Below are 18,099 nucleotides of genomic sequence, written 5' to 3'. Positions count from 1 at the left end.
AGAGGCTCAAGCCGGGCCCACTGGCCATTCGTCAGATCCCCACGTCTCACAGGACGTGATCATCAACGAACAAGATCCACTTTCGCAACAGGCCCTAGCGGGAGGTCGGCATCGACCGGTAGTGTTCGGCATTGCCGAACGGTGTCAGCGACGCCGAGGGCGGCAGTCGAAGGGGACGGAGGCAGTACGTCGATGGCACGGAACATCCAGTCGCTCGAGCGGGCGGCCGCGATGCTGCGCCTGCTCGCGGGCGGCGAGCGGCGGCTCGGCCTGTCGGACATCGCCTCGTCGCTGGGTCTGGCCAAGGGCACCGCGCACGGCATCCTGCGCACCCTCCAGCAGGAGGGCTTCGTCGAGCAGGACGACGCCTCCGGGCGCTACCAGCTGGGCGCCGAACTGCTGCGCCTGGGCACGACCTACCTGGACGTGCACGAGCTGCGGGCCCGCGCCCTGGTGTGGACGGACGACCTGGCCCGCTCCAGCGGCGAGAGCGTCCACCTCGGGGTCCTGCACCAGCAGGGCGTCCTGATCGTGCACCACGTCTTCAGGCCCGACGACAGCCGGCAGGTGCTGGAGATCGGGGCCATGCAGCCGCTGCACTCCACGGCGCTGGGCAAGGTGCTGTCGGCGTACGACCCGGTCGCGCACAGCGAGGCGCTGGAGGCCGAGCGCAAGGCGTTCACGGACCGGACCGTCTGCGAGCCGGACGGCTTCGAGCACGTCCTGGACATCACCCGCGCGCGCGGGTACGCCGCCGACGTCGAGGAGACCTGGGAGGGCATCGCCTCCGTCGCCGCCCCCATCCACGACCGCAGGCGCATGCCGGTCGGCGCGGTCGGCATCACCGGGGCCGTGGAACGGCTGTGCCGGGAGGGGGAGCTGCGGCCCGAGCTGGTCGCGGCGGTGCGGGACTGCGCCCGCGCGGTGTCGCGCGACCTGGGCGCCGGGCGGTTCTAGGGCGCACCGTCGACACCGGGGCCGGGACACCGAGGGTGTTCCGGCCCTTCGCGTTCGGGCGGGACCGCTCGCCGGCGCAGATCGATAACCCCTGACGATCAATAACGATCGTGCTTTCGATAACACAGCTCTTGACGCACGCGTGACGCCGAACGAGACTCGCGTCCATCGGTCGGCATTGTCGAACACCTACCGGCAATACGCGTTAGAGTGTGACAGTGCCAAGGGCCGGCCATCGCTCTCATACCGAGGGCGCCGGAACACCCGGAGGGACCCGGGGGTTCGGCTTTCCCTGGACGAAGGACAAAGGAGTCGCGGGTGTCCAGCTCCGACATCTTCATCGGCGAGACCATCGGTACCGCCATACTCATCCTGCTCGGCGGCGGTGTGTGTGCCGCCGTGACGCTCAAGGCCTCCAAGGCACGCAACGCCGGCTGGCTCGCCATCGCCTTCGGGTGGGGTTTCGCCGTGATGACGGCGGCCTACATATCGGGTCCGCTCTCCGGAGCCCATCTCAACCCGGCCGTGACCATCGGCATCGCCATCAAGGACGGCGACTGGAGCAACACGCCGACCTACTTCGCCGGTCAGCTGCTCGGCGCCATGATCGGCGCGGTTCTGGTCTGGATCGCCTACTACGGCCAGTTCCAGGCCCACCTCACCGACCGGGAGATCGTCGGCGGTCCGGGCGCGCAGGACACCGCGGCCAAGTCGGTCGAGGCGCAGGAGAAGGGCGCCGGCCCGGTCCTGGGCGTCTTCTCCACCGGCCCGGAGATCCGGCACACGGTCCAGAACCTCGCCACCGAGATCATCGGCACCTTCGTGCTGCTCCTCGCCATCCTCACCCAGGGCCTGAACGACCAGGGCAACGGCCTCGGCGTCCTGGGCGCCCTGATCACCTCCCTCGTGGTGGTCTCCATCGGTCTGTCGCTCGGCGGCCCGACGGGATACGCGATCAACCCGGTCCGCGACCTCGGCCCGCGCATCGTGCACGCCCTGCTGCCCCTGCCCAACAAGGGCGGCTCCGACTGGTCCTACGCCTGGATCCCGGTCGTCGGTCCGCTGATCGGCGGTGCGATCGCCGGAGGTGTCTACAACGTCGCGTTCGCCTGAGCGGGCCCCCGCTCGGCGATCATCGAGCCGCAGACCACGCGCCGCAAGCACCGGCCACCCACCACGGAACCCCAGGAGCACACAGTGACCGACGCCCACACCGCAGGGCCCTTCATCGCCGCCATCGACCAGGGCACGACCTCCTCGCGCTGCATCGTCTTCGACCGCGACGGGCGCATCGTCTCCGTCGACCAGAAGGAGCACGAGCAGATCTTCCCCAAGCCGGGCTGGGTCGAGCACGACGCCACCGAGATCTGGACCAACGTCCAGGAGGTCGTCGCCGGAGCCGTCGAGAAGGCCGGCATCACCCGCGACGACATCAAGGCCATCGGCATCACCAACCAGCGCGAGACCACCCTGGTCTGGGACAAGAACACCGGTGAGCCCGTCCACAACGCCATCGTCTGGCAGGACACCCGCACCGACGCCCTGTGCAAGGAGCTGGGCCGCAACGTCGGCCAGGACCGCTTCCGCCGCGAGACCGGCCTCCCCCTCGCCTCCTACTTCGCCGGTCCCAAGGCCCGCTGGCTGCTCGACAACGTCGACGGCCTGCGCGAGCGCGCCGAGGCGGGCGACCTGCTCTTCGGCACCATGGACACCTGGGTCATCTGGAACCTCACGGGCGGCGTGAACGGCGGCAAGCACGTCACCGACGTCACCAACGCCTCCCGCACCCTGCTGATGAACCTGCACACCATGGCGTGGGACGAGAAGATCGCCGAGTCGATCGGCGTGCCGATGCGGATGCTTCCGGAGATCCGCTCCTCCGCCGAGGTGTACGGCGAGATCAAGGGCGGCCGCCTCGGCGAACTGCTCGGCGGCATCCCGGTCGCCTCCGCGCTCGGCGACCAGCAGGCGGCCCTGTTCGGCCAGACCTGCTTCTCCGAGGGCGAGACCAAGTCGACCTACGGCACCGGCACCTTCATGGTGATGAACACCGGTGACAAGCTGATCAACTCCTACTCGGGCCTGCTGACCACGGTCGGCTACAAGATCGGCGACCAGGACACGGTCTACGCCCTGGAGGGGTCGATCGCCGTCACCGGTTCGCTGGTGCAGTGGATGCGCGACCAGATGGGCCTGATCTCCACCGCCGCCGAGATCGAGACCCTGGCGATGCAGGTCGAGGACAACGGCGGCGCGTACTTCGTCCCGGCCTTCTCCGGTCTGTTCGCCCCGTACTGGCGCTCCGACGCCCGCGGTGTGATCGCGGGTCTGACCCGGTACGTCACCAAGGCGCACCTCGCGCGCGCCGTGCTGGAGGCCACCGCCTGGCAGACCCGTGAGATCGCGGACGCCATGACCAAGGACTCCGGCGTGGAGCTGACCGCCCTCAAGGTCGACGGCGGCATGACCTCCAACAACCTGCTGATGCAGACCCTCGCCGACTTCGTGGACGCCCCCGTGGTGCGCCCGATGGTCGCCGAGACCACCTGCCTCGGTGCCGCCTACGCCGCCGGCCTCGCCGTCGGCTTCTGGAACAGCACCGACGACCTGCGCGCCAACTGGCGGCGGGCCGCCGAGTGGACCCCCCGCATGGACGCGGAGACCCGCGACCGTGAGTACAAGAGCTGGCTCAAGGCCGTCGAGCGGACCATGGGCTGGATCGACGACGAGAGCTGACGAGGAGCAAGAACCACCATGACCACTCAGTCCACCCTGCAGTCCGTGCCTGCCCTGGGCACGCACCCGGCCTCCGGCTCGAACCCGAGCCGGGCCGAGACCCGGGAGCAGCTCTCCAAGGCGTCGTACGACCTTCTCGTGATCGGCGGCGGCATCCTGGGCATCTCCACCGCCTGGCACGCAGCGCAGTCCGGTCTCAGGGTGGCCGTGGTCGACGCCGGCGACTTCGCCGGCGCCACCTCCTCCGCGTCCTCCAAGCTGCTCCACGGCGGCCTGCGCTACTTGCAGACCGGCGCGGTGAAGCTGGTCGCGGAGAACCACTTCGAGCGCCGTGCGGTCTCCCGTCAGGTGGCTCCCCACCTGGCGAACCCGCTCACCTTCTACCTCCCCGTGTACAAGGGCGGGCCGCACGGCGCGGCGAAGCTCGGGGCCGGTGTCTTCGCGTACTCGGCGCTGTCCGCCTTCGGCGACGGCGTCGGCCACCTGCTCTCCCCGGCCAAGGCCGCGCAGGACGTGCCGGAGCTGCGCACCGACAACCTCAAGGCCGTGGCCGTGTACGGCGACGACCAGATGAACGACGCCCGCATGGCCCTGATGACCGTCCGCGCGGCGGTCGAGTCCGGCGCGGTGGTCCTCAACCACGCCGAGGTCACCGGGCTGCGCTTCACAGGCGGCCGGGTGACCGGCGCCGAGCTGAAGGACCGGCTGTCGGGCGACGAGTTCGGGGTGAACGCCCGCCTGGTGCTCAACGCCACCGGCCCCTGGGTCGATCACCTGCGCCGCATGGAGGACCCGGCCGCGGCGCCGTCGATCCGGCTCTCCAAGGGCGCTCACCTGGTGCTCAAGCGCACCGCGCCCTGGAAGGCCGCGCTGGCCACCCCGATCGACAAGTACCGGATCACCTTCGCCCTCCCCTGGGAGGACATGCTGCTGCTCGGCACGACCGACGAGGAGTTCGAGGGCGACCCGGCGGACGTGGCGGTCAACGACAAGGACGTGGCCCAGATACTCGACGAGGCCGCGTTCTCCATCCGCGACCAGCAGCTCGACCGTGACCTGATCACGTACTCCTTCGCGGGGCTGCGCGTGCTGCCGGGCGGTCCCGGCGACACCGCGAAGGCCAAGCGGGAGACGGTCGTCACCGAGGGCCGGGGCGGGATGCTGTCCGTCGCGGGCGGCAAGTGGACCACCTTCCGCCACATCGGCCGTACGGTGATGAAGAAGCTGGAGGCGCTGCCGGGCCACCCGCTGGGCGACGACTTCGAGCCGATCGCGTCGCTGCCGAAGAAGCTGCCGCTGCCCGGCGTCGCCAACCCGCGCGCGGTCGCCCACCGGCTGCTGGTGGACGGTTCGGCGCCCGGCCCGCGCATGGCGGCGGACACGGCCAGGCACCTGGCCACGCACTACGGCTCGCTCGCCTTCGACATCGCCCGGCTCGCGAACGAGAGCCCGGAGCTGGCGCGGCGGGTCCACCCGGACGCCCCGGAGATCTGGGCGCAGGTCGTGTGGGCCCGGGACAACGAGTGGGCCGAGACGGCGGACGACGTGCTGCGCCGCCGTACGACGCTGACGATCCGCGGTCTGGCCACGGACGAGGTCCGCGCTCAGGTCCAGGAGGTGCTCGACAAGAAGTAGGGCCCTCGTCCGGCGCCGTGCGGCGGGTGTCCGGGCCCCCGGGACGGGGCAGTGATCCGTTCACTGCCCCGTGCAAGGGGGCTGCGGGCGGCCCCTCGCCACGCCGTAAGGTTGGGGGGTACGCGAGGGCACGTCGGAAGGAGGCGCTGGGTGATCGAGCTCGAGGGGGTTCCCGAGCTGGTCGACCCGGTCATGGTGGCCGCGTTCGAGGGCTGGAACGATGCCGGTGACGCCGCCTCCACGGCGGTCGCGCATCTCGACAGGGAGTGGAAGGGCGAGGTGTTCGCGGCGCTGGACGCCGAGGACTACTACGACTTCCAGGTCAACCGTCCCACGGTGTTCATGGAGGACGGCGTACGCAAGATCACCTGGCCGACGACCAGGCTGTCGGTGGTCCGCGTCGGCGGCGACAAGCCGCGCGACCTCGTCCTCGTCCGCGGCATCGAACCGTCCATGCGCTGGCGTTCGTTCTGCAACGAGCTGCTCGGCTTCGCCCACGAGCTGGGCGTCGAGCTGGTGGTCGTCCTGGGCGCCCTGCTGGGCGACACCCCGCACACCCGTCCGGTGCCGATCAGCGGGACCACGTCGGACGCCGACCTGGCCCGGCGGATGGACCTGGAGGAGACCAAGTACGAGGGGCCCACGGGCATCGTCGGGATCCTCCAGGAGGCGTGCACGCACGCGGGCGTACCTGCCGTGTCGCTGTGGGCGGCGGTGCCGCACTACGTGTCGCAGCCGCCGAACCCGAAGGCCACGCTGGCCCTGCTGAACCGGCTGGAGGACCTGATCGGCGTGCGGGTCCCGCTGGGCGAGCTGCCCGAGGACGCGCGTGCCTGGCAGGTGGGCGTGGACCAGCTGGCCGCCGAGGACAGCGAGGTCGCCGAGTACGTGCAGTCGCTGGAGGAGGCCCGGGACACGGCGGAGCTGCCGGAGGCCTCGGGCGAGGCGATCGCGCGGGAGTTCGAGCGGTATCTGCGGCGGCGGGACGGGTCGGGGACGGGTGGGCCCGGCCCCGGGGGCCCTGGTGGGCACGCCACGGCGGACGGCGGCGACGGGCCGGCCGGGGCGCCGTTCCTGCGGGACAACCCCGGTGGGCGGACGCGGCCACCGAAGCCGCCGAAGGCGGGCGGGGACGACGAGGAGTCGTCGGAGGACTGAGCGAAGGAAACAGGGGCTGCTTCCCGGGAAGCGGCCCCTGTTTCCTTGTCTGTGCGCCTGCTTACAGCGCCACGCCCAGCAAGGCGTCCACCGCGCGGGAGACGACGCCCGGGGCGCCGGTGTCGGTGCCGCCGGAGTCCTGCTGGAGGGTGGCCCAGCGGTCGACCGCGTCGAGGGCGGCCGGGGAGTCCAGGTCGTTGGCGAGGGCCTCGCGGATCTGCTCCACCAGGGCGTCGGCGGGCGGCCCGTCGGGGCGGGAGACGGCGGCGCGCCAGCGCTCCAGCCGGGCGAGGGCGTCCTCCAGCACCTGGTCGGTCCACTCCCAGTCGGAGCGGTAGTGGTGGGCGAGCAGCGTGAGCCGGATGGCGGCCGGGTCGACGCCCTCGCGGCGCAGCTGCGACACGAAGACCAGGTTGCCCTTGGACTTGGACATCTTCTCGCCGTCGAGACCGACCATGCCGGCGTGCACGTACGCCTTGGCCATGGGGAACTCGCCGGTGAGGGCCTGGGCGTGCGAGGCGCCCATCTCGTGGTGCGGGAAGGCGAGGTCGGAGCCGCCGCCCTGGACGTCGAAGCCCATGCCGAGGTGGTCGAGGGCGATGGCGACGCACTCGATGTGCCAGCCGGGGCGCCCGCGGCCGAGCGTGCCGCCGTCCCAGCTGGGCTCGCCCTCGCGGGCGGCCATCCACAGCATCGGGTCGAGCGGGTTCTTCTTGCCGGGCCGGTCGGGGTCGCCGCCCCGCTCGGCGGAGAGCAGCCGCATCGCGGCGGCGTCGAGGTGCGAGACGCCGCCGAAGTGGGGGTCGGCCTCGACCGAGAAATAGATGTCGCCGTCGAGCTCGTAGGCCGCGCCCGCGTCGCGCAGCCGCTCGACGAGCGGGACGATGCCGGGTATGGCCTCCACGGCGCCTATGTAGTGCCGCGGCGGGAGCATCCGCAGCGCCGTCATGTCCTCGCGGAAGAGGGCGGTCTCCTGCTCGGCGAGGGCGGTCCAGTCGACCCCGTCGCGCACGGCCCGCTCCAGGAGCGGGTCGTCGACGTCGGTGACGTTCTGGACGTAGTGGACCTGCCGCTTGGTGTCGAGCCACACGCGCTGCACGAGGTCGAACGCGTTGTAGGTCGCCGCGTGCCCCATGTGGGTGGCGTCGTACGGCGTGATGCCGCAGACGTAGATACGGGCGACGGGACCGGGGTCGAGGGTGACGAGGCCGCCGGTCGCGGTGTCGTGGATCCTCAGGTCGCGGCCCTGACCAGGCAGGGCGGGGACCTCGGAAGCGGGCCAGGCATGCATGTCATGAGCCTAACCGGACGGATGTTCCGTACACGAACCGGACCGGGCCGGATGGCCGGTAAGGCGCTCTTGCGCGGATGCGGCCGGTATGCCGTCGGGGCCTATACGGGCGGCCAGGGGATGGCCGGCCACTCGCCGCTCGGTTCGGGGTGCTTCCCCGAGGCCAGCAGGGCGTCGACCCGCGCGCGCGTGGCGTCGACCTCGGCGGGGGTGAGGAGCGCGGCGAGCCGGATCGCCAGGGTGCCGCCGTCCTTCAGTGCCTGCCTGAGGATGTCGAGCACCGCCAGAGCCTCCCCGGTGAGCGGGTCGCCCGCCCAGCCCCACAGGAGGGTGCGGAGCTTGTTCTCGGCGTTGAAGGTGACCCCGTGGTCGATGCCGTACAGCCGCTCCCCCGCCGCGGGCAGCAGGTGGCCGCCCTTGCGGTCGGCGTTGTTGATCACGGCGTCGAGCACGGCGAGCCGGCGCAGGCGTGCGTCGTCCGCGTGGACGAGCAGCGCGGTGCGGCCCTCGCCGACCTCCGCGAGGGCGATCCCCTTCCAGCCGGGGCCGGGTTCCTCCTCGTCCACGAGGGCGAGCAGTTCCGTCTCCGGCACCGTCTCGATCCACAGCTGGACCATGCCCTCGCCGTAGGGGCCGTCGCGCAGCACGGTGGGGGGCACCAGGCCCCAGCCGGTGGCCTCGGAGACCTCGTAGGCGGCGACCTCGCGCTGGGCGAGGGTGCCGTCGGGGAAGTCCCACAGCGGGCGCTCACCGGCGACGGGCTTGTAGACGCAGGCCGCCTCGCGTCCCTCGTGCGCCACCGTGCAGTACAGCGCCGCGTTGGACGCGTCACGGATGCGTCCGCGCACGGTCAGCTCGCCCCGGGCGAGCAACTCGGCCGCCGCCGCGTCGGTGGTCACGCTCCGCGGCGGTATCCGTTCTGGCGCGGACATACGTGTCCTTCCGGGTCGAGCGGGAGGCTGCACAGCGGGCACGGCGGCCGCCCGGCGTTGACGACGTCGAGGGCGCGCTTGGCGAAGGCCCTGGCCTGCGCGCCGGTGAGGCGGACCCGCAGCATCGGCGGGCCGTTCTCCTCGTCCTGGAGAAGCCGCTCCTCGGCCTCCGCCAGGTCCTCCTCGGACTCGGCGTCCAGCTCCACGAGGGCCTGCGCCTCGACGATCATGCGCTGGTCCTCGCCGTCCCAGGCGAGCGCCATGGTGCCGACCCTGAACTCCTCCTCCACGGGGGTGTCCAGCGGCGCCGTGTCGGCGGGCCCGGTGGGTGCCGTGGCGGGGACGGCGGTACTGCCGCCGCTGCGCCGCACGACTTCGTCCAGAAGCTCGTCCATGCGCTCGGCGAGGGCGGCGACCTGGGTCTTCTCCAGGGCCACGCTGGTCACCCGGGAGCCGGCGGAGGCCTGGAGGAAGAACGTACGGCGCCCGGGCAGCCCGACCGTACCGGCCACAAAACGTTCCGGTTGGTCGTAGAGGAACACCTGACGGGACACGTCCTGTCTCCATGGGAGTCGGGGAAAGCGGAAGATCGGGATCGGGGTCACTGCCGCGACCGGTTCACCCTACTGCGGCGGACGATCACGGTGCGCCCGCACCACCCCCGACCGGGGCCTGGTCGCCGGACGGCTCCTCGCGCGGGGCCAGGGAGGCGAAGTCGCCGGTGTCGCCGAGGCGGACGAGGAACGGGCGCAGCCGGGTGTAGCGGATCGCGGTGACGGAGCACGGTTCGACGGAGATCCGCTGGAAGAGGTCGAGGTGGAGGCCGAGTGCCTCGGCGACGAGGGACTTGATGACGTCGCCGTGGGAGCACATGAGGTAGACGGCGTCGGGGCCGTGGTCGCGCTCCACGCGCGCGTTCCACTCGCGTACCGCCTCGGCGGCGCGGGTCTGCATGGCGCGCATCGACTCGCCGCCGGGGAAGGCCGCGGCGGAGGGGTGCGCCTGCACCACCTCCATCAGGGGCTCGTCCCCCAGTTCGGCGAGCTTGCGGCCGGACCAGTCGCCGTAGTGGCACTCCCCGATCCGTTCGTCGGTGTGGGCCCGCAGCCCGGGCCGGGCGTCGAGCAGCGGCCGGAGGGTCTCCTGGCAGCGTTGCAGGGGGCTGGTGACGATCTCGGACAGGGGCAGGCCGGCGAGCCGCCCGGGGAGCGCGGCGGCCTGTGCGGCGCCGCGTTCGTCGAGGGCGACGCCGGGCGTCCAGCCGGCGAGCAGCCCCTCGGTGTTGGCGGTGGAACGTCCGTGCCTAACCAGGATCAGCGTGGGCATGCGGCCAGGGTAGGCGTACGGCGCGGTACAGGGGCGCCGGGGCGAGGGGAGAATGGGTTCGGTGATCGTCGACTGCGCCATCTACCGGGACGGGCACCGCACGGACGGGCCCGAGGACTTCTCCGACGCGCTCGGTGAGGCGCGGGAGGCGGGCGGGTTCGTCTGGATCGGCCTGCACGAACCGACGGAGGCCGAGTTCGAGCTGGTCAGCCAGGAGTTCGGGCTGCACCCGCTGGCGGTGGAGGACGCCCTCAAGGCGCATCAGCGGCCCAAGCTGGAGGTGTACGACGACTCGCTGTTCGCCGTCCTCAAGCCGGTGGTGTACGAGCCGGACAGCGACGAGGTCTCCACCGGCGAGCTGATGATCTTCCTGGGCGACGCCTTCGCGGTCGTCGTCCGGCACGGCGAGGGCTCTCCGCTGAAGGCCGTGCGGCGGCGTCTGGAGCACGAGCCGGAGCTGCTCGGCAAGGGTCCCACCGCGGTGCTGTACGCGATCGCGGACGCCACCGTCGACCACTACCTGGACGTGGCGGTCGAGCTCCAGAACGACCTGGAGGAACTGGAGGCGGAGGTCTTCTCGCCGGACGGCGGCGGCTCCCGGCACACCGCGTCGCGGATCTACACCTTCAAGCGGCAGGTGCTGGAGTTCCGCCGGGCGACCGGCCCGCTCGCGCCCCCGCTGGCCCGGCTCGCGGGCACGGGGGCGTACGGCGGCGGTGTGCCGTTCGTGAACGACCGGGCGCGGCCGTTCTTCCGGGACGTGAACGACCACCTCACGCGCGTGAACGAGTCGGTGGAGAGCCTGGACCGGCTGGTGTCGGACATCCTGTCGGCGCACCTGGCGCAGACGAGCGTCCGGCAGAACGACGACATGCGGAAGATTTCCGCGTGGGCGGCCATGGCCGCGGTCCCCACGATGCTCGCGGGGATCTACGGGATGAACTTCGACCACATGCCGGAGCTGCACTGGGTGTGGGGCTATCCGGCGGTGATCGCGCTGATGGCCGTCCTGGAGGTGCTGCTGTACCGGCAGTTCAAGCGCCGGGGCTGGCTGTAGGGGCCGTGCGCTCAGGCGAGCTCGGGGGCCGCGGTCGCGGGTCCGCCGAGCGCGTCGCGCCGTTCGGGTGTCCGCAGCGTCACCATGCGGCGCCAGCCGGCCAGCCGCTCGGCGGCGTACATCGCGTGGATGCCCGCCGCGAGCAGCGCCGACCTGGCGCGGGACCAGCCGAGGATCCGCCCCATGCGGGCCATCACGGCGAGGCTGACGTCGCGGTGGACGCGGATCTCGGCGTGCGCGCACTGGCGCAGGGTGCGCCGGATGTACGGGCCGTGCCCGGCGGCGGCGTAGCGCAGCAGTTCCTCGTGTGAGTAGGCGAGGTGGTTGTCCTCGTCGGCCGAGATCATCCGGACCGCACGGCCCAGGTCGGGGTGGTCGGAGAAGTACTTGAGGAGCATCGCCATCTGCTCGGCGGCACGCTGCTCGGTGACCCTGCTGTGGGCGAGGTAGGTGATGACGTCCCGCACCGTGAGGGGCTGGTCGGCCTTGAGCTTCTCGTGGGCGAGGCCGATGCCGTGCCGCTCCAGGAGCATCGTGTAGTCGGTCTCGGGCGGTACCTCGACGGGTTCGAGGCCGCGCTTCTTCAGCAGGGCGTTGAAGATCCGGCCGTGCTTGTCCTCGTCCGCGCCGTGCCGGGTGATCTTGGGGGCGAGGGCGCGTTCGCTCTGGGGCACCAGCGCCGCGATGCGCGCGTTCTCCCAGCCGCCCTGGGACTCGCCGCTGGCCGCGATGGAGCAGAAGAGGCGGAACGACTCGTCGTTGTCGAGGATCTCCTGGAAAAGGCTCTTGGCCGAAAGCATCGGGGCACCTCTCTGCCGCTGCGTGGTCCGCGGGTTCCGCACACTCCGCGAGCACGAGTCAAGTGCGCACGAGGGGGCGCGGCAACAGGTGCGCCGGAGAACTCCGCCGAACGAAGGACAGCGGGCGCAGGAGGGGGGCGTAACCCCACGCGCTCGGGCGCGTTGTTCCCCGTGACGGCCGTGGCGGGGAAGACCCCCGAGCCCCCACCACGGCCGCAGAACCTCCCCGGCGACGGCTACGCCAGTCCGGCGCGCTCCAGGGCCTCGGTGCCCGCGCGGAGGGCGGCGAGCCGCTCGTCCAGGGTGAAGCCCGCGGGGGCGAGGGTGAGGGTGGTGACACCGGCCGCGGCGTAGGCCTTCATGCGGTCGGCGATGCGGTCGACGGAACCGAGCAGGGTCGTCCGGTCGATCAGCTCGTGCGGTACGGCCTCGGCGGCGCCCTGCTTGTCGCCGGACAGGTACTTGTCCTGGATCTCGGCTGCCTCCCGCTCGTAGCCCATGCGCCGGGCGAGCTGGTTGTAGAAGTTCTGCTTGCGGCTGCCCATGCCGCCGACGTAGAGGGCGGTGTAGGGGCGGAAGGTGTCGGCGAGGGTGGTGACGTCCTTGTCCTCGCCGAGGGCGAGCGGCAGGGTCGGGCACACGTCGAACCCGTCGAGGGTCTTGCCGGCCTTCTCGCGTCCGGCGCGCAGGTGCTTGACGGCGGTCTCCTCCAGGTGGTCGGCGGAGGGGAAGATGAGCAGGGTGCCGTCGGCGATCTCGCCGGTCTGCTCCAGGTTCTTCGGGCCGATCGCGGCGATGTACAGCGGGATGTGCTCGCGCTGCGGGTGCACGGTCAGCTTGATCGGCTTGCCGGGGCCGTCGGGCAGCGGCAGCGTCCAGTGCTGTCCCTCGTAGGACAGCCGCTCCCGGGTCATCGCCTTGCGCACGATCTCGACGTACTCGCGGGTTCGGGCGAGCGGCTTGTCGAACTTGACGCCGTACCAGCCCTCGGAGACCTGCGGTCCCGAGACGCCGAGGCCGAGGCGGAAGCGGCCCTTGGAGAGGGAGTCCAGGGTGGCGGCGGTCATCGCGGTCATCGCGGGCTGGCGGGCCGGGATCTGGAAGATGGCCGAGCCCACGTCGATGCGCTCGGTCTGGGCGGCGACCCAGGTCAGCACGGTGGCCGCGTCCGAGCCGTATGCCTCGGCGGCCCAGCACACGGCGTATCCGAGCCGGTCGGCCTCCTGGGCGACGGCCAGGTTGTCCGCGTCCATTCCGGCACCCCAGTAGCCGAGGTTGATCCCGAGCTGCATGGCCGATTCCCCTTACCGATCAGTAACGTGGCTGGTGCCCCGACCTTAGCGCGCGGAATTCGGTTGTCCACAGGCCCCCACAGTGCCGGCCGTGGCCAGTAATGTCGGCGTTCATGGAGCAGAGGCATCTCGGCCGCACCGGCCTGCGCGTGTCCCGCATCGGTCTCGGCACCCTGACCTGGGGCCGGGACACGGACGAGCATGACGCCGCGGACCTCTTGAAGACCTTCTGGGAAGCGGGCGGGACGCTCGTCGACACCGCGGACGTCTACGGCGACGGCGAGTCGGAGTACCTGCTCGGCCGCCTCATGGAGGGCCTGGTGCCGCGGCGGGACCTGGTGATCTCGACGAAGGCCGGCAGCGTTCCGGATCCCGACCGGAGGTTCGACGGTTCGCGCGCCCATCTGCTCTCCGCGCTGGACGCCTCGCTGGCCCGCCTGGGCACGGACCACGTCGACGTGTGGCACCTGCACGCCTTCGACCCGGACACACCGCTGGAGGAGACGCTGCACGCCCTCGACGTAGCGGTGAGCAGCGGCCGGGCGCGCTACGCGGGGGTGTCCAACTTTTGCGGCTGGCAGCTGGCGAAGGCGGCGACCTGGCAGCTGGCGGCGCCCGGTGTCCGCAACCGGGTGGCGAGCACCCAGATGGAGTACTCGCTGCTCCAGCGGGGCGTGGAGCGGGAGGTGCTGCCGGCCGCGCTGGACCTGGGCGTCGGGCTGCTGCCCTCGTCCCCGCTGGGCCGCGGGGTGCTCACCGGCAAGTACCGCAAGGACGCCACGCCGCCGGACTCGCGGGGCGCCTCGGACCATCTGGCCCCGTTCGTCGAGCCCTACCTCGACGACACGGCGGGGCACATCGTGGACGCGGTGGCGACGGCGGCGGACGGGCTCGCGGTGACCCCGCTCCAGGTGGCGCTGGCCTGGGTCCGCGACCGGCCCGGGGTGGTCGCCCCGATCATCGGCCCGCGCAACGCGCAGCAGCTCACGGCGGCGTTGTCAGTGGAGACCCTTAGTCTTCCTGACGAGATCTGCCGGGCGCTCGACGACGTGTCGGCGCCCATGCACCGCTATCCCGATCACGACTGGAGCACGCTGTGAGCACGGAGCCCGAGCCCGCCACCGAGGACACCACGGACGCCGTGGACACCGGGTCGGAGACCCCGGGCACCGTGGAGGCGGCCGGGTCCGCCTCCGACCCGCGGCCGGGTGAGCCCGCCGGGGACGGGGGCGAGGCGGCCAGGCAGCTGTCCGAGGTCGAGGCCGAGCTGTCCGCGCAGCGGATCGAGCGGGAGCGGATCGAGCGGCGGAAGGCGGAGAAGCAGGGGCCGATCGAGGCCGGGGGCAAGCTCAGCGGCACGGCGGCCGATCTGCTGGCCGCCGTGCGCGCCGTGGAGAGCGGTGCGAAGCCGGCGGCCGCGGTCTTCGGCGCCCCCGAGCCCGCGCGCCGCCCGGCTCCTGAGCCGGTGCGCCCGCCCCGTCCGGCGCCCGCCGGGCCTGCCACCGCGCCCACCGGGCCCGCGGGACCGGCGCCGGAGGCCGTGCAGTCGGTGCGGCGGGTGCTCGCCGAGGGCGGCGCCCCCGAAGCGCTCGCGCCGCAGACCGCCGCGCTCCTCGGTGAGGGCGCGCAGGACGCGCTGCGCGCGGACCCCTGGCAGTTGCTCCGGGTCGGCGGGGTGCGGCCGGAGCAGGCCGACGGATTCGCCCGCGCGCTGCTCGGCGCCGAGTGCGGCCCGGACGACGAGCGGCGCGGCCGTGCCGTCACCGTGTGGCTCCTGGAGCAGGCGGCCCTGGCCGGGCACACCGCGCTGGAACTGTCGCGGCTCACCGCCACGCTGGCCCAGCGGGGCGTGCCGGATCCCGACGCCGCCGTGCAGAGCACCCTCGCCGAGGGCGAGGCGCTCGCCTTCCAGGACGCCCTGGACGAGCCCGGGTCGGCGGCCCGCTCGGAGCACACGGAGGACACGGACGGAGAGGGCGAGGAGCGCCCCGTCCGGGTGCTGATCGGGCTGGAGCGGTACGCGCTCGCCGAGGAGAGCCTCGCCGACGGGCTGGCCCGGCTGGTCAACTCGACGCCCAAGCAGGACGGCTCCGCGGCGGACTGGGAGCGGGCGGCGGCCTCCGCGCCGGGCTCGGCGGGCGAGCTGATCCGCGCCGTCGCGGGACATGGGCTGGTCCTGCACACCGGGGGCGAGGCGTCCCTGGCCGAGCCCGCCGCCCTGCTGCACGCGGCGCACGCCCTGGGCCTGCGGGCCTGGGCCGCCGCGCCCGGCCCGCTCGGCCGCGACCGCTTCGCCGCCCTGCTGGGCACCGAGCCGGCCGAGCCGCCCTCCTCGGGACCGGCCGCTCCCGCCTCAGTCACGGTGGCCGACCTGCTGACCGGCGTCGAGGGACCGGGGCGGGACGCCGACGGGGCGCTCGACCTCGACCTGCTCGTCGTGCTGGACGCGCCGCAGCTCGACGTCGAGGCGGGGGCCCTGCTCGCGGAGTCGCTGCCGGACGGGGCCCGGCTGGTGCTGGCCGGGGACCCGGCGGTGCTCGGGTCGGTGGGTCCCGGGCGGGTCTTCGCGGACCTGCTGGCGGCACGGGTCTGCCCCCAGGTCGCCTCGCGGCGCCCGGACCCCGGGCCGCTCGGCGAACTGGTCTCCGGCATCGGCATCGGCGAGCTGAGCCAGGTGGAGGCGCCCGGCAAGGAGGTGGTGATCGTGCCGGTGCGGGACGCGGGCGAGGCGGTGCACCGCACCGTCCAGCTCGTGGCGGACTCGGTGCCGCGCGCCATCGGCGTCCCGGCCGAGGAGACCCAGGTGATCACGCCGGGCCACGGCGGTGCCGCGGGCACCCGCGCGCTCAACGCGGCACTGAAGGAACGCCTCAACCCCGGCCCCGGCCGCTTCGGCGGCTTCGACCCCGGCGACCGGGTCGTCCACACCCCCGCGCCGGGCCGGGTGCTGCCGGGCCGCGTGGTCAAGGCCGACGCCGACGGCCTGCACCTGACGTGCGCGGGCGAGACCGTGGTCGTGCCCAGGGACCGGGTGGAAGGGTCCGTACGGCACGGCTGGGCGCTGACCGCCCACCAGGCGCTGGGCGGCCGCTGGCCCGCGGTGGTCGTGGTGCTGCCCGGCGACGCCGTGCAGGCCCTCAGCCGCCCCTGGATCTACACGGCGTTCGGCCGGGCCGCACGGCACCTGTCCGTGGTGCACGGCGTGGACCAGGCCCTCCCCCGAGCCGTGGCGGAAGTCCCGGCCAAGCCGCGCACCACCAGACTCCCGGTGCTGCTCGCCCCCCAGATCCCGGTCACCGACTGAGCCAGCGGTCCCCCGGGCGCCCAGCCGCCCGGTCCTACGGCCGCCCGGCCGCCTGGAACAACGGTCCCGGGCGGCCACCGCCGGGAGACAGACGCAACACCGCGAGCCCCGGCTGGCGCGGGCCACGCAAGACCAGACTGCCGCTTAGAGACACACCAGCGGCCCAGCAACCCGTCTCCCGGCGCCCGGCTTGGGCCTCCGGCACGTTCGCCGGACATGGGGGGCACGACCCGGAGGGCGCGGCAGGACCACGCACGGCCGGGCTCGCCGCGAACCGGCACACCAGAGGCCCGGTCACCCGGCAACCCGGCTCCCGGCGCCGGGCCTGAGCCTCCAGGCGGTCGCCGGACGTGGGCGGGGCCCCCGGGACGGCGGTCGGAACCAGGCACGGCCAGGTTCGCCGTGAACCGGCACGCCGCAGCTCTCCGACCTCCCGGCCGCCCGCCGCGACCTCGCCGGGACGGTCGCGGGACGCGCGTCCCGTGCCGTGGTGGCGTCTCAGGGGTCCGGGCGGCTGCTGGGCGACGCAGGACGTTCACTGGTCCTCGGGGGCTCGCGTGTCCCCCGACGGCTGCGGGCAGCCGGTGCCGCGGGCCCGCCGTCGGCGTCGTATCCCCGGTCGGCGGGGTGTGAGGCTCAGCGGTCAGCGTCCGGCCGCGCCGGTTCACCGTCCTCGTCGAGGTCCGGGTCCGGATCCGGGTCGAGGTCCGCGTCCAGTTCCGTCAGCTCGGCATCGCTGTCTACGTCCTCGTCCTCGTCCTCGCCGTCGTCGTAGTCCTCGTCGAAGACCGCGCTGACGTCGAAACGGCAGACCATCCGCTGCGGGTCGACCTGCTCGAACGGCGCCTCCAGCCACTCGCCGGGCTCGGCGCTCTCGTCCGCGGCCGTCACCCAGAGCGTGGAGTCGCCCTCCTCCAGACCGAACTCCTTGTGCCGGGAGGCGATCTCGTCCGGCTCGAACTCGCCGAAGAGCAGGCCGAGGGCTCCGTGCACCGTGTCGGAGGCCCCCGCGCCCGGCGCCTCCTCGTCCGCCGCCTCGACCCGCCTCGCCTGGGCCATCAGCCGCTGCGGCTCGGCCACCGCGTAGTCGCGGCGGATCAGGACGCTCAGCGCACTGGGTTCCTCGGGGCCCGTGTACGGCGGCAGCGTGTCCTCGCCGGGGATCTCGAAGGGAGTGACCTCGTCGTACCGATCGTAGAGCAGTTCGTCGTACGCCTCCGCGGCCGCGGCCAGCTCGTTGAACGCGTCGTAGACGGCCGGGTCTTCCTCTCCCGACCGGCGTTCGACCGCGGCAAGGTGGCGGTCGAGCGCGGTCTTGACCGCTTCGGCGGCGGCGCGTACCTCGGCAGCGGTGGGCTGCGCAGCATCAGACATAGTGCAGACGCTATCCGTACCGGGCCCCAGCCCGCACAATAGATTCGATGCCGGAATACGAATTTGTCGATGTGTACCTACCGCGCGGGGTCACCCGCAAGGAGGCGACGCGTCAGCTGACGGACCATGCCGAGTACGGACACTGGGAGTTGTACCGCCTCACCCTGCTGCGCGACGGCAGCCGCAAGGTGCGGTTGCGGCGGCGGATCATCCGCCAGGTGCGCGCCACCTGGTGAG

The 18,099-nt window shown here is 72.7% G+C and carries 16 protein-coding genes; 9 read left to right on the top strand and 7 right to left on the bottom strand.

Features of this window, described 5'->3' with window-relative positions; translation table 11 throughout:
- Positions 1–192 precede the first annotated feature (192 nt).
- From IE94_RS0123680 to parJ, 5 genes are all read left to right on the top strand, one after another.
- Positions 193–957: an IclR family transcriptional regulator gene (locus IE94_RS0123680; RefSeq protein WP_030187767.1), complete on the top strand. Its 765-nt coding sequence runs from the start codon at positions 193–195 to the stop codon at positions 955–957.
- 318 nt (positions 958–1,275) lie between these two features.
- Positions 1,276–2,070 (top strand): MIP/aquaporin family protein, encoded by a 795-nt coding sequence (locus tag IE94_RS0123675; protein ID WP_030187766.1) that lies wholly within the window; start codon positions 1,276–1,278, stop codon positions 2,068–2,070.
- Between the two features lie 84 nt (positions 2,071–2,154).
- Positions 2,155–3,693 (top strand): glycerol kinase GlpK, encoded by a 1,539-nt coding sequence (glpK, locus tag IE94_RS0123670; protein WP_030187764.1) that lies wholly within the window; start codon positions 2,155–2,157, stop codon positions 3,691–3,693.
- Between the two features lie 18 nt (positions 3,694–3,711).
- The gene (locus IE94_RS0123665; RefSeq protein WP_030187762.1) at positions 3,712–5,328 is read left to right on the top strand and encodes a glycerol-3-phosphate dehydrogenase/oxidase; all 1,617 of its coding nucleotides are present in this window, start codon (positions 3,712–3,714) and stop codon (positions 5,326–5,328) included.
- Positions 5,329–5,478: 150 nt separating this feature from the next.
- Positions 5,479–6,486, top strand: a complete 1,008-nt coding sequence (gene parJ / locus IE94_RS0123660) for a filament polymerization regulator ParJ (RefSeq protein ID WP_030187759.1) — start codon at positions 5,479–5,481, stop codon at positions 6,484–6,486.
- A 61-nt stretch (positions 6,487–6,547) separates the two neighbouring features.
- On the opposite strand, the gene mshC is transcribed toward parJ, so the two are convergent.
- The 4 genes from mshC to IE94_RS0123640 all read right to left on the bottom strand — a co-directional run bounded on the left by mshC (position 6,548) and on the right by IE94_RS0123640 (position 10,035).
- The gene (mshC, locus tag IE94_RS0123655) at positions 6,548–7,777 is read right to left on the bottom strand and encodes a cysteine--1-D-myo-inosityl 2-amino-2-deoxy-alpha-D-glucopyranoside ligase (protein WP_030187757.1); all 1,230 of its coding nucleotides are present in this window, start codon (positions 7,775–7,777) and stop codon (positions 6,548–6,550) included.
- A gap of 101 nt (positions 7,778–7,878) precedes the next feature.
- A complete protein-coding gene (locus IE94_RS0123650) occupies positions 7,879–8,709 on the bottom strand; it encodes an SCO1664 family protein (protein ID WP_051777632.1) in 831 nt (276 codons plus the stop codon).
- Complete coding sequence (locus IE94_RS0123645; RefSeq protein ID WP_030187752.1) at positions 8,673–9,263, bottom strand: DUF3090 domain-containing protein; 591 nt, start codon at positions 9,261–9,263, stop codon at positions 8,673–8,675. The genes IE94_RS0123650 and IE94_RS0123645 overlap by 37 nt, the downstream gene beginning before the upstream one ends.
- An 85-nt stretch (positions 9,264–9,348) precedes the next feature.
- Positions 9,349–10,035, bottom strand: coding sequence for a histidine phosphatase family protein (locus IE94_RS0123640; RefSeq protein ID WP_030187750.1), 687 nt, complete (start codon positions 10,033–10,035; stop codon positions 9,349–9,351).
- A 61-nt stretch (positions 10,036–10,096) separates the two neighbouring features.
- On the opposite strand from IE94_RS0123640, the gene corA reads away from it, so the two are divergent.
- Positions 10,097–11,092, top strand: coding sequence for a magnesium/cobalt transporter CorA (gene corA, locus IE94_RS0123635; protein ID WP_030187746.1), 996 nt, complete (start codon positions 10,097–10,099; stop codon positions 11,090–11,092).
- A gap of 11 nt (positions 11,093–11,103) precedes the next feature.
- On the opposite strand, the gene IE94_RS0123630 is transcribed toward corA, so the two are convergent.
- A complete protein-coding gene (locus tag IE94_RS0123630) occupies positions 11,104–11,892 on the bottom strand; it encodes a hypothetical protein (protein ID WP_030187744.1) in 789 nt (262 codons plus the stop codon).
- Positions 11,893–12,128: 236 nt separating this feature from the next.
- Complete coding sequence (locus tag IE94_RS0123625) at positions 12,129–13,184, bottom strand: LLM class F420-dependent oxidoreductase (RefSeq protein WP_030187743.1); 1,056 nt, start codon at positions 13,182–13,184, stop codon at positions 12,129–12,131.
- A 113-nt stretch (positions 13,185–13,297) separates the two neighbouring features.
- Here IE94_RS0123625 and IE94_RS0123620 point away from each other — a divergent pair, with 113 nt between their 5' ends.
- A complete protein-coding gene (locus IE94_RS0123620; RefSeq protein ID WP_030187741.1) occupies positions 13,298–14,284 on the top strand; it encodes an aldo/keto reductase in 987 nt (328 codons plus the stop codon).
- Positions 14,281–16,488, top strand: a complete 2,208-nt coding sequence (locus IE94_RS0123615; RefSeq protein ID WP_030187740.1) for a helix-hairpin-helix domain-containing protein — start codon at positions 14,281–14,283, stop codon at positions 16,486–16,488. The genes IE94_RS0123620 and IE94_RS0123615 overlap by 4 nt, the downstream gene beginning before the upstream one ends.
- Positions 16,489–17,124: 636 nt before the next feature.
- On the opposite strand, the gene IE94_RS0123610 is transcribed toward IE94_RS0123615, so the two are convergent.
- Positions 17,125–17,862, bottom strand: coding sequence for a hypothetical protein (locus IE94_RS0123610; RefSeq protein WP_030187738.1), 738 nt, complete (start codon positions 17,860–17,862; stop codon positions 17,125–17,127).
- 47 nt (positions 17,863–17,909) lie between these two features.
- Between IE94_RS0123610 and IE94_RS0123605 the strand changes: the two genes are divergently transcribed.
- A complete protein-coding gene (locus IE94_RS0123605) occupies positions 17,910–18,098 on the top strand; it encodes a DUF5703 family protein (RefSeq protein WP_007388288.1) in 189 nt (62 codons plus the stop codon).
- Position 18,099: the final 1 nt, after the last annotated feature.

The sequence above is a fragment of the Streptomyces violaceorubidus genome (genome assembly GCF_000717995.1).
GTDB lineage: Bacteria > Actinomycetota > Actinomycetes > Streptomycetales > Streptomycetaceae > Streptomyces > Streptomyces violaceorubidus.
The sequence above is the reverse complement of the archived record's forward strand: the minus strand, read 5'-3'. Positions and strand labels throughout refer to the sequence as shown.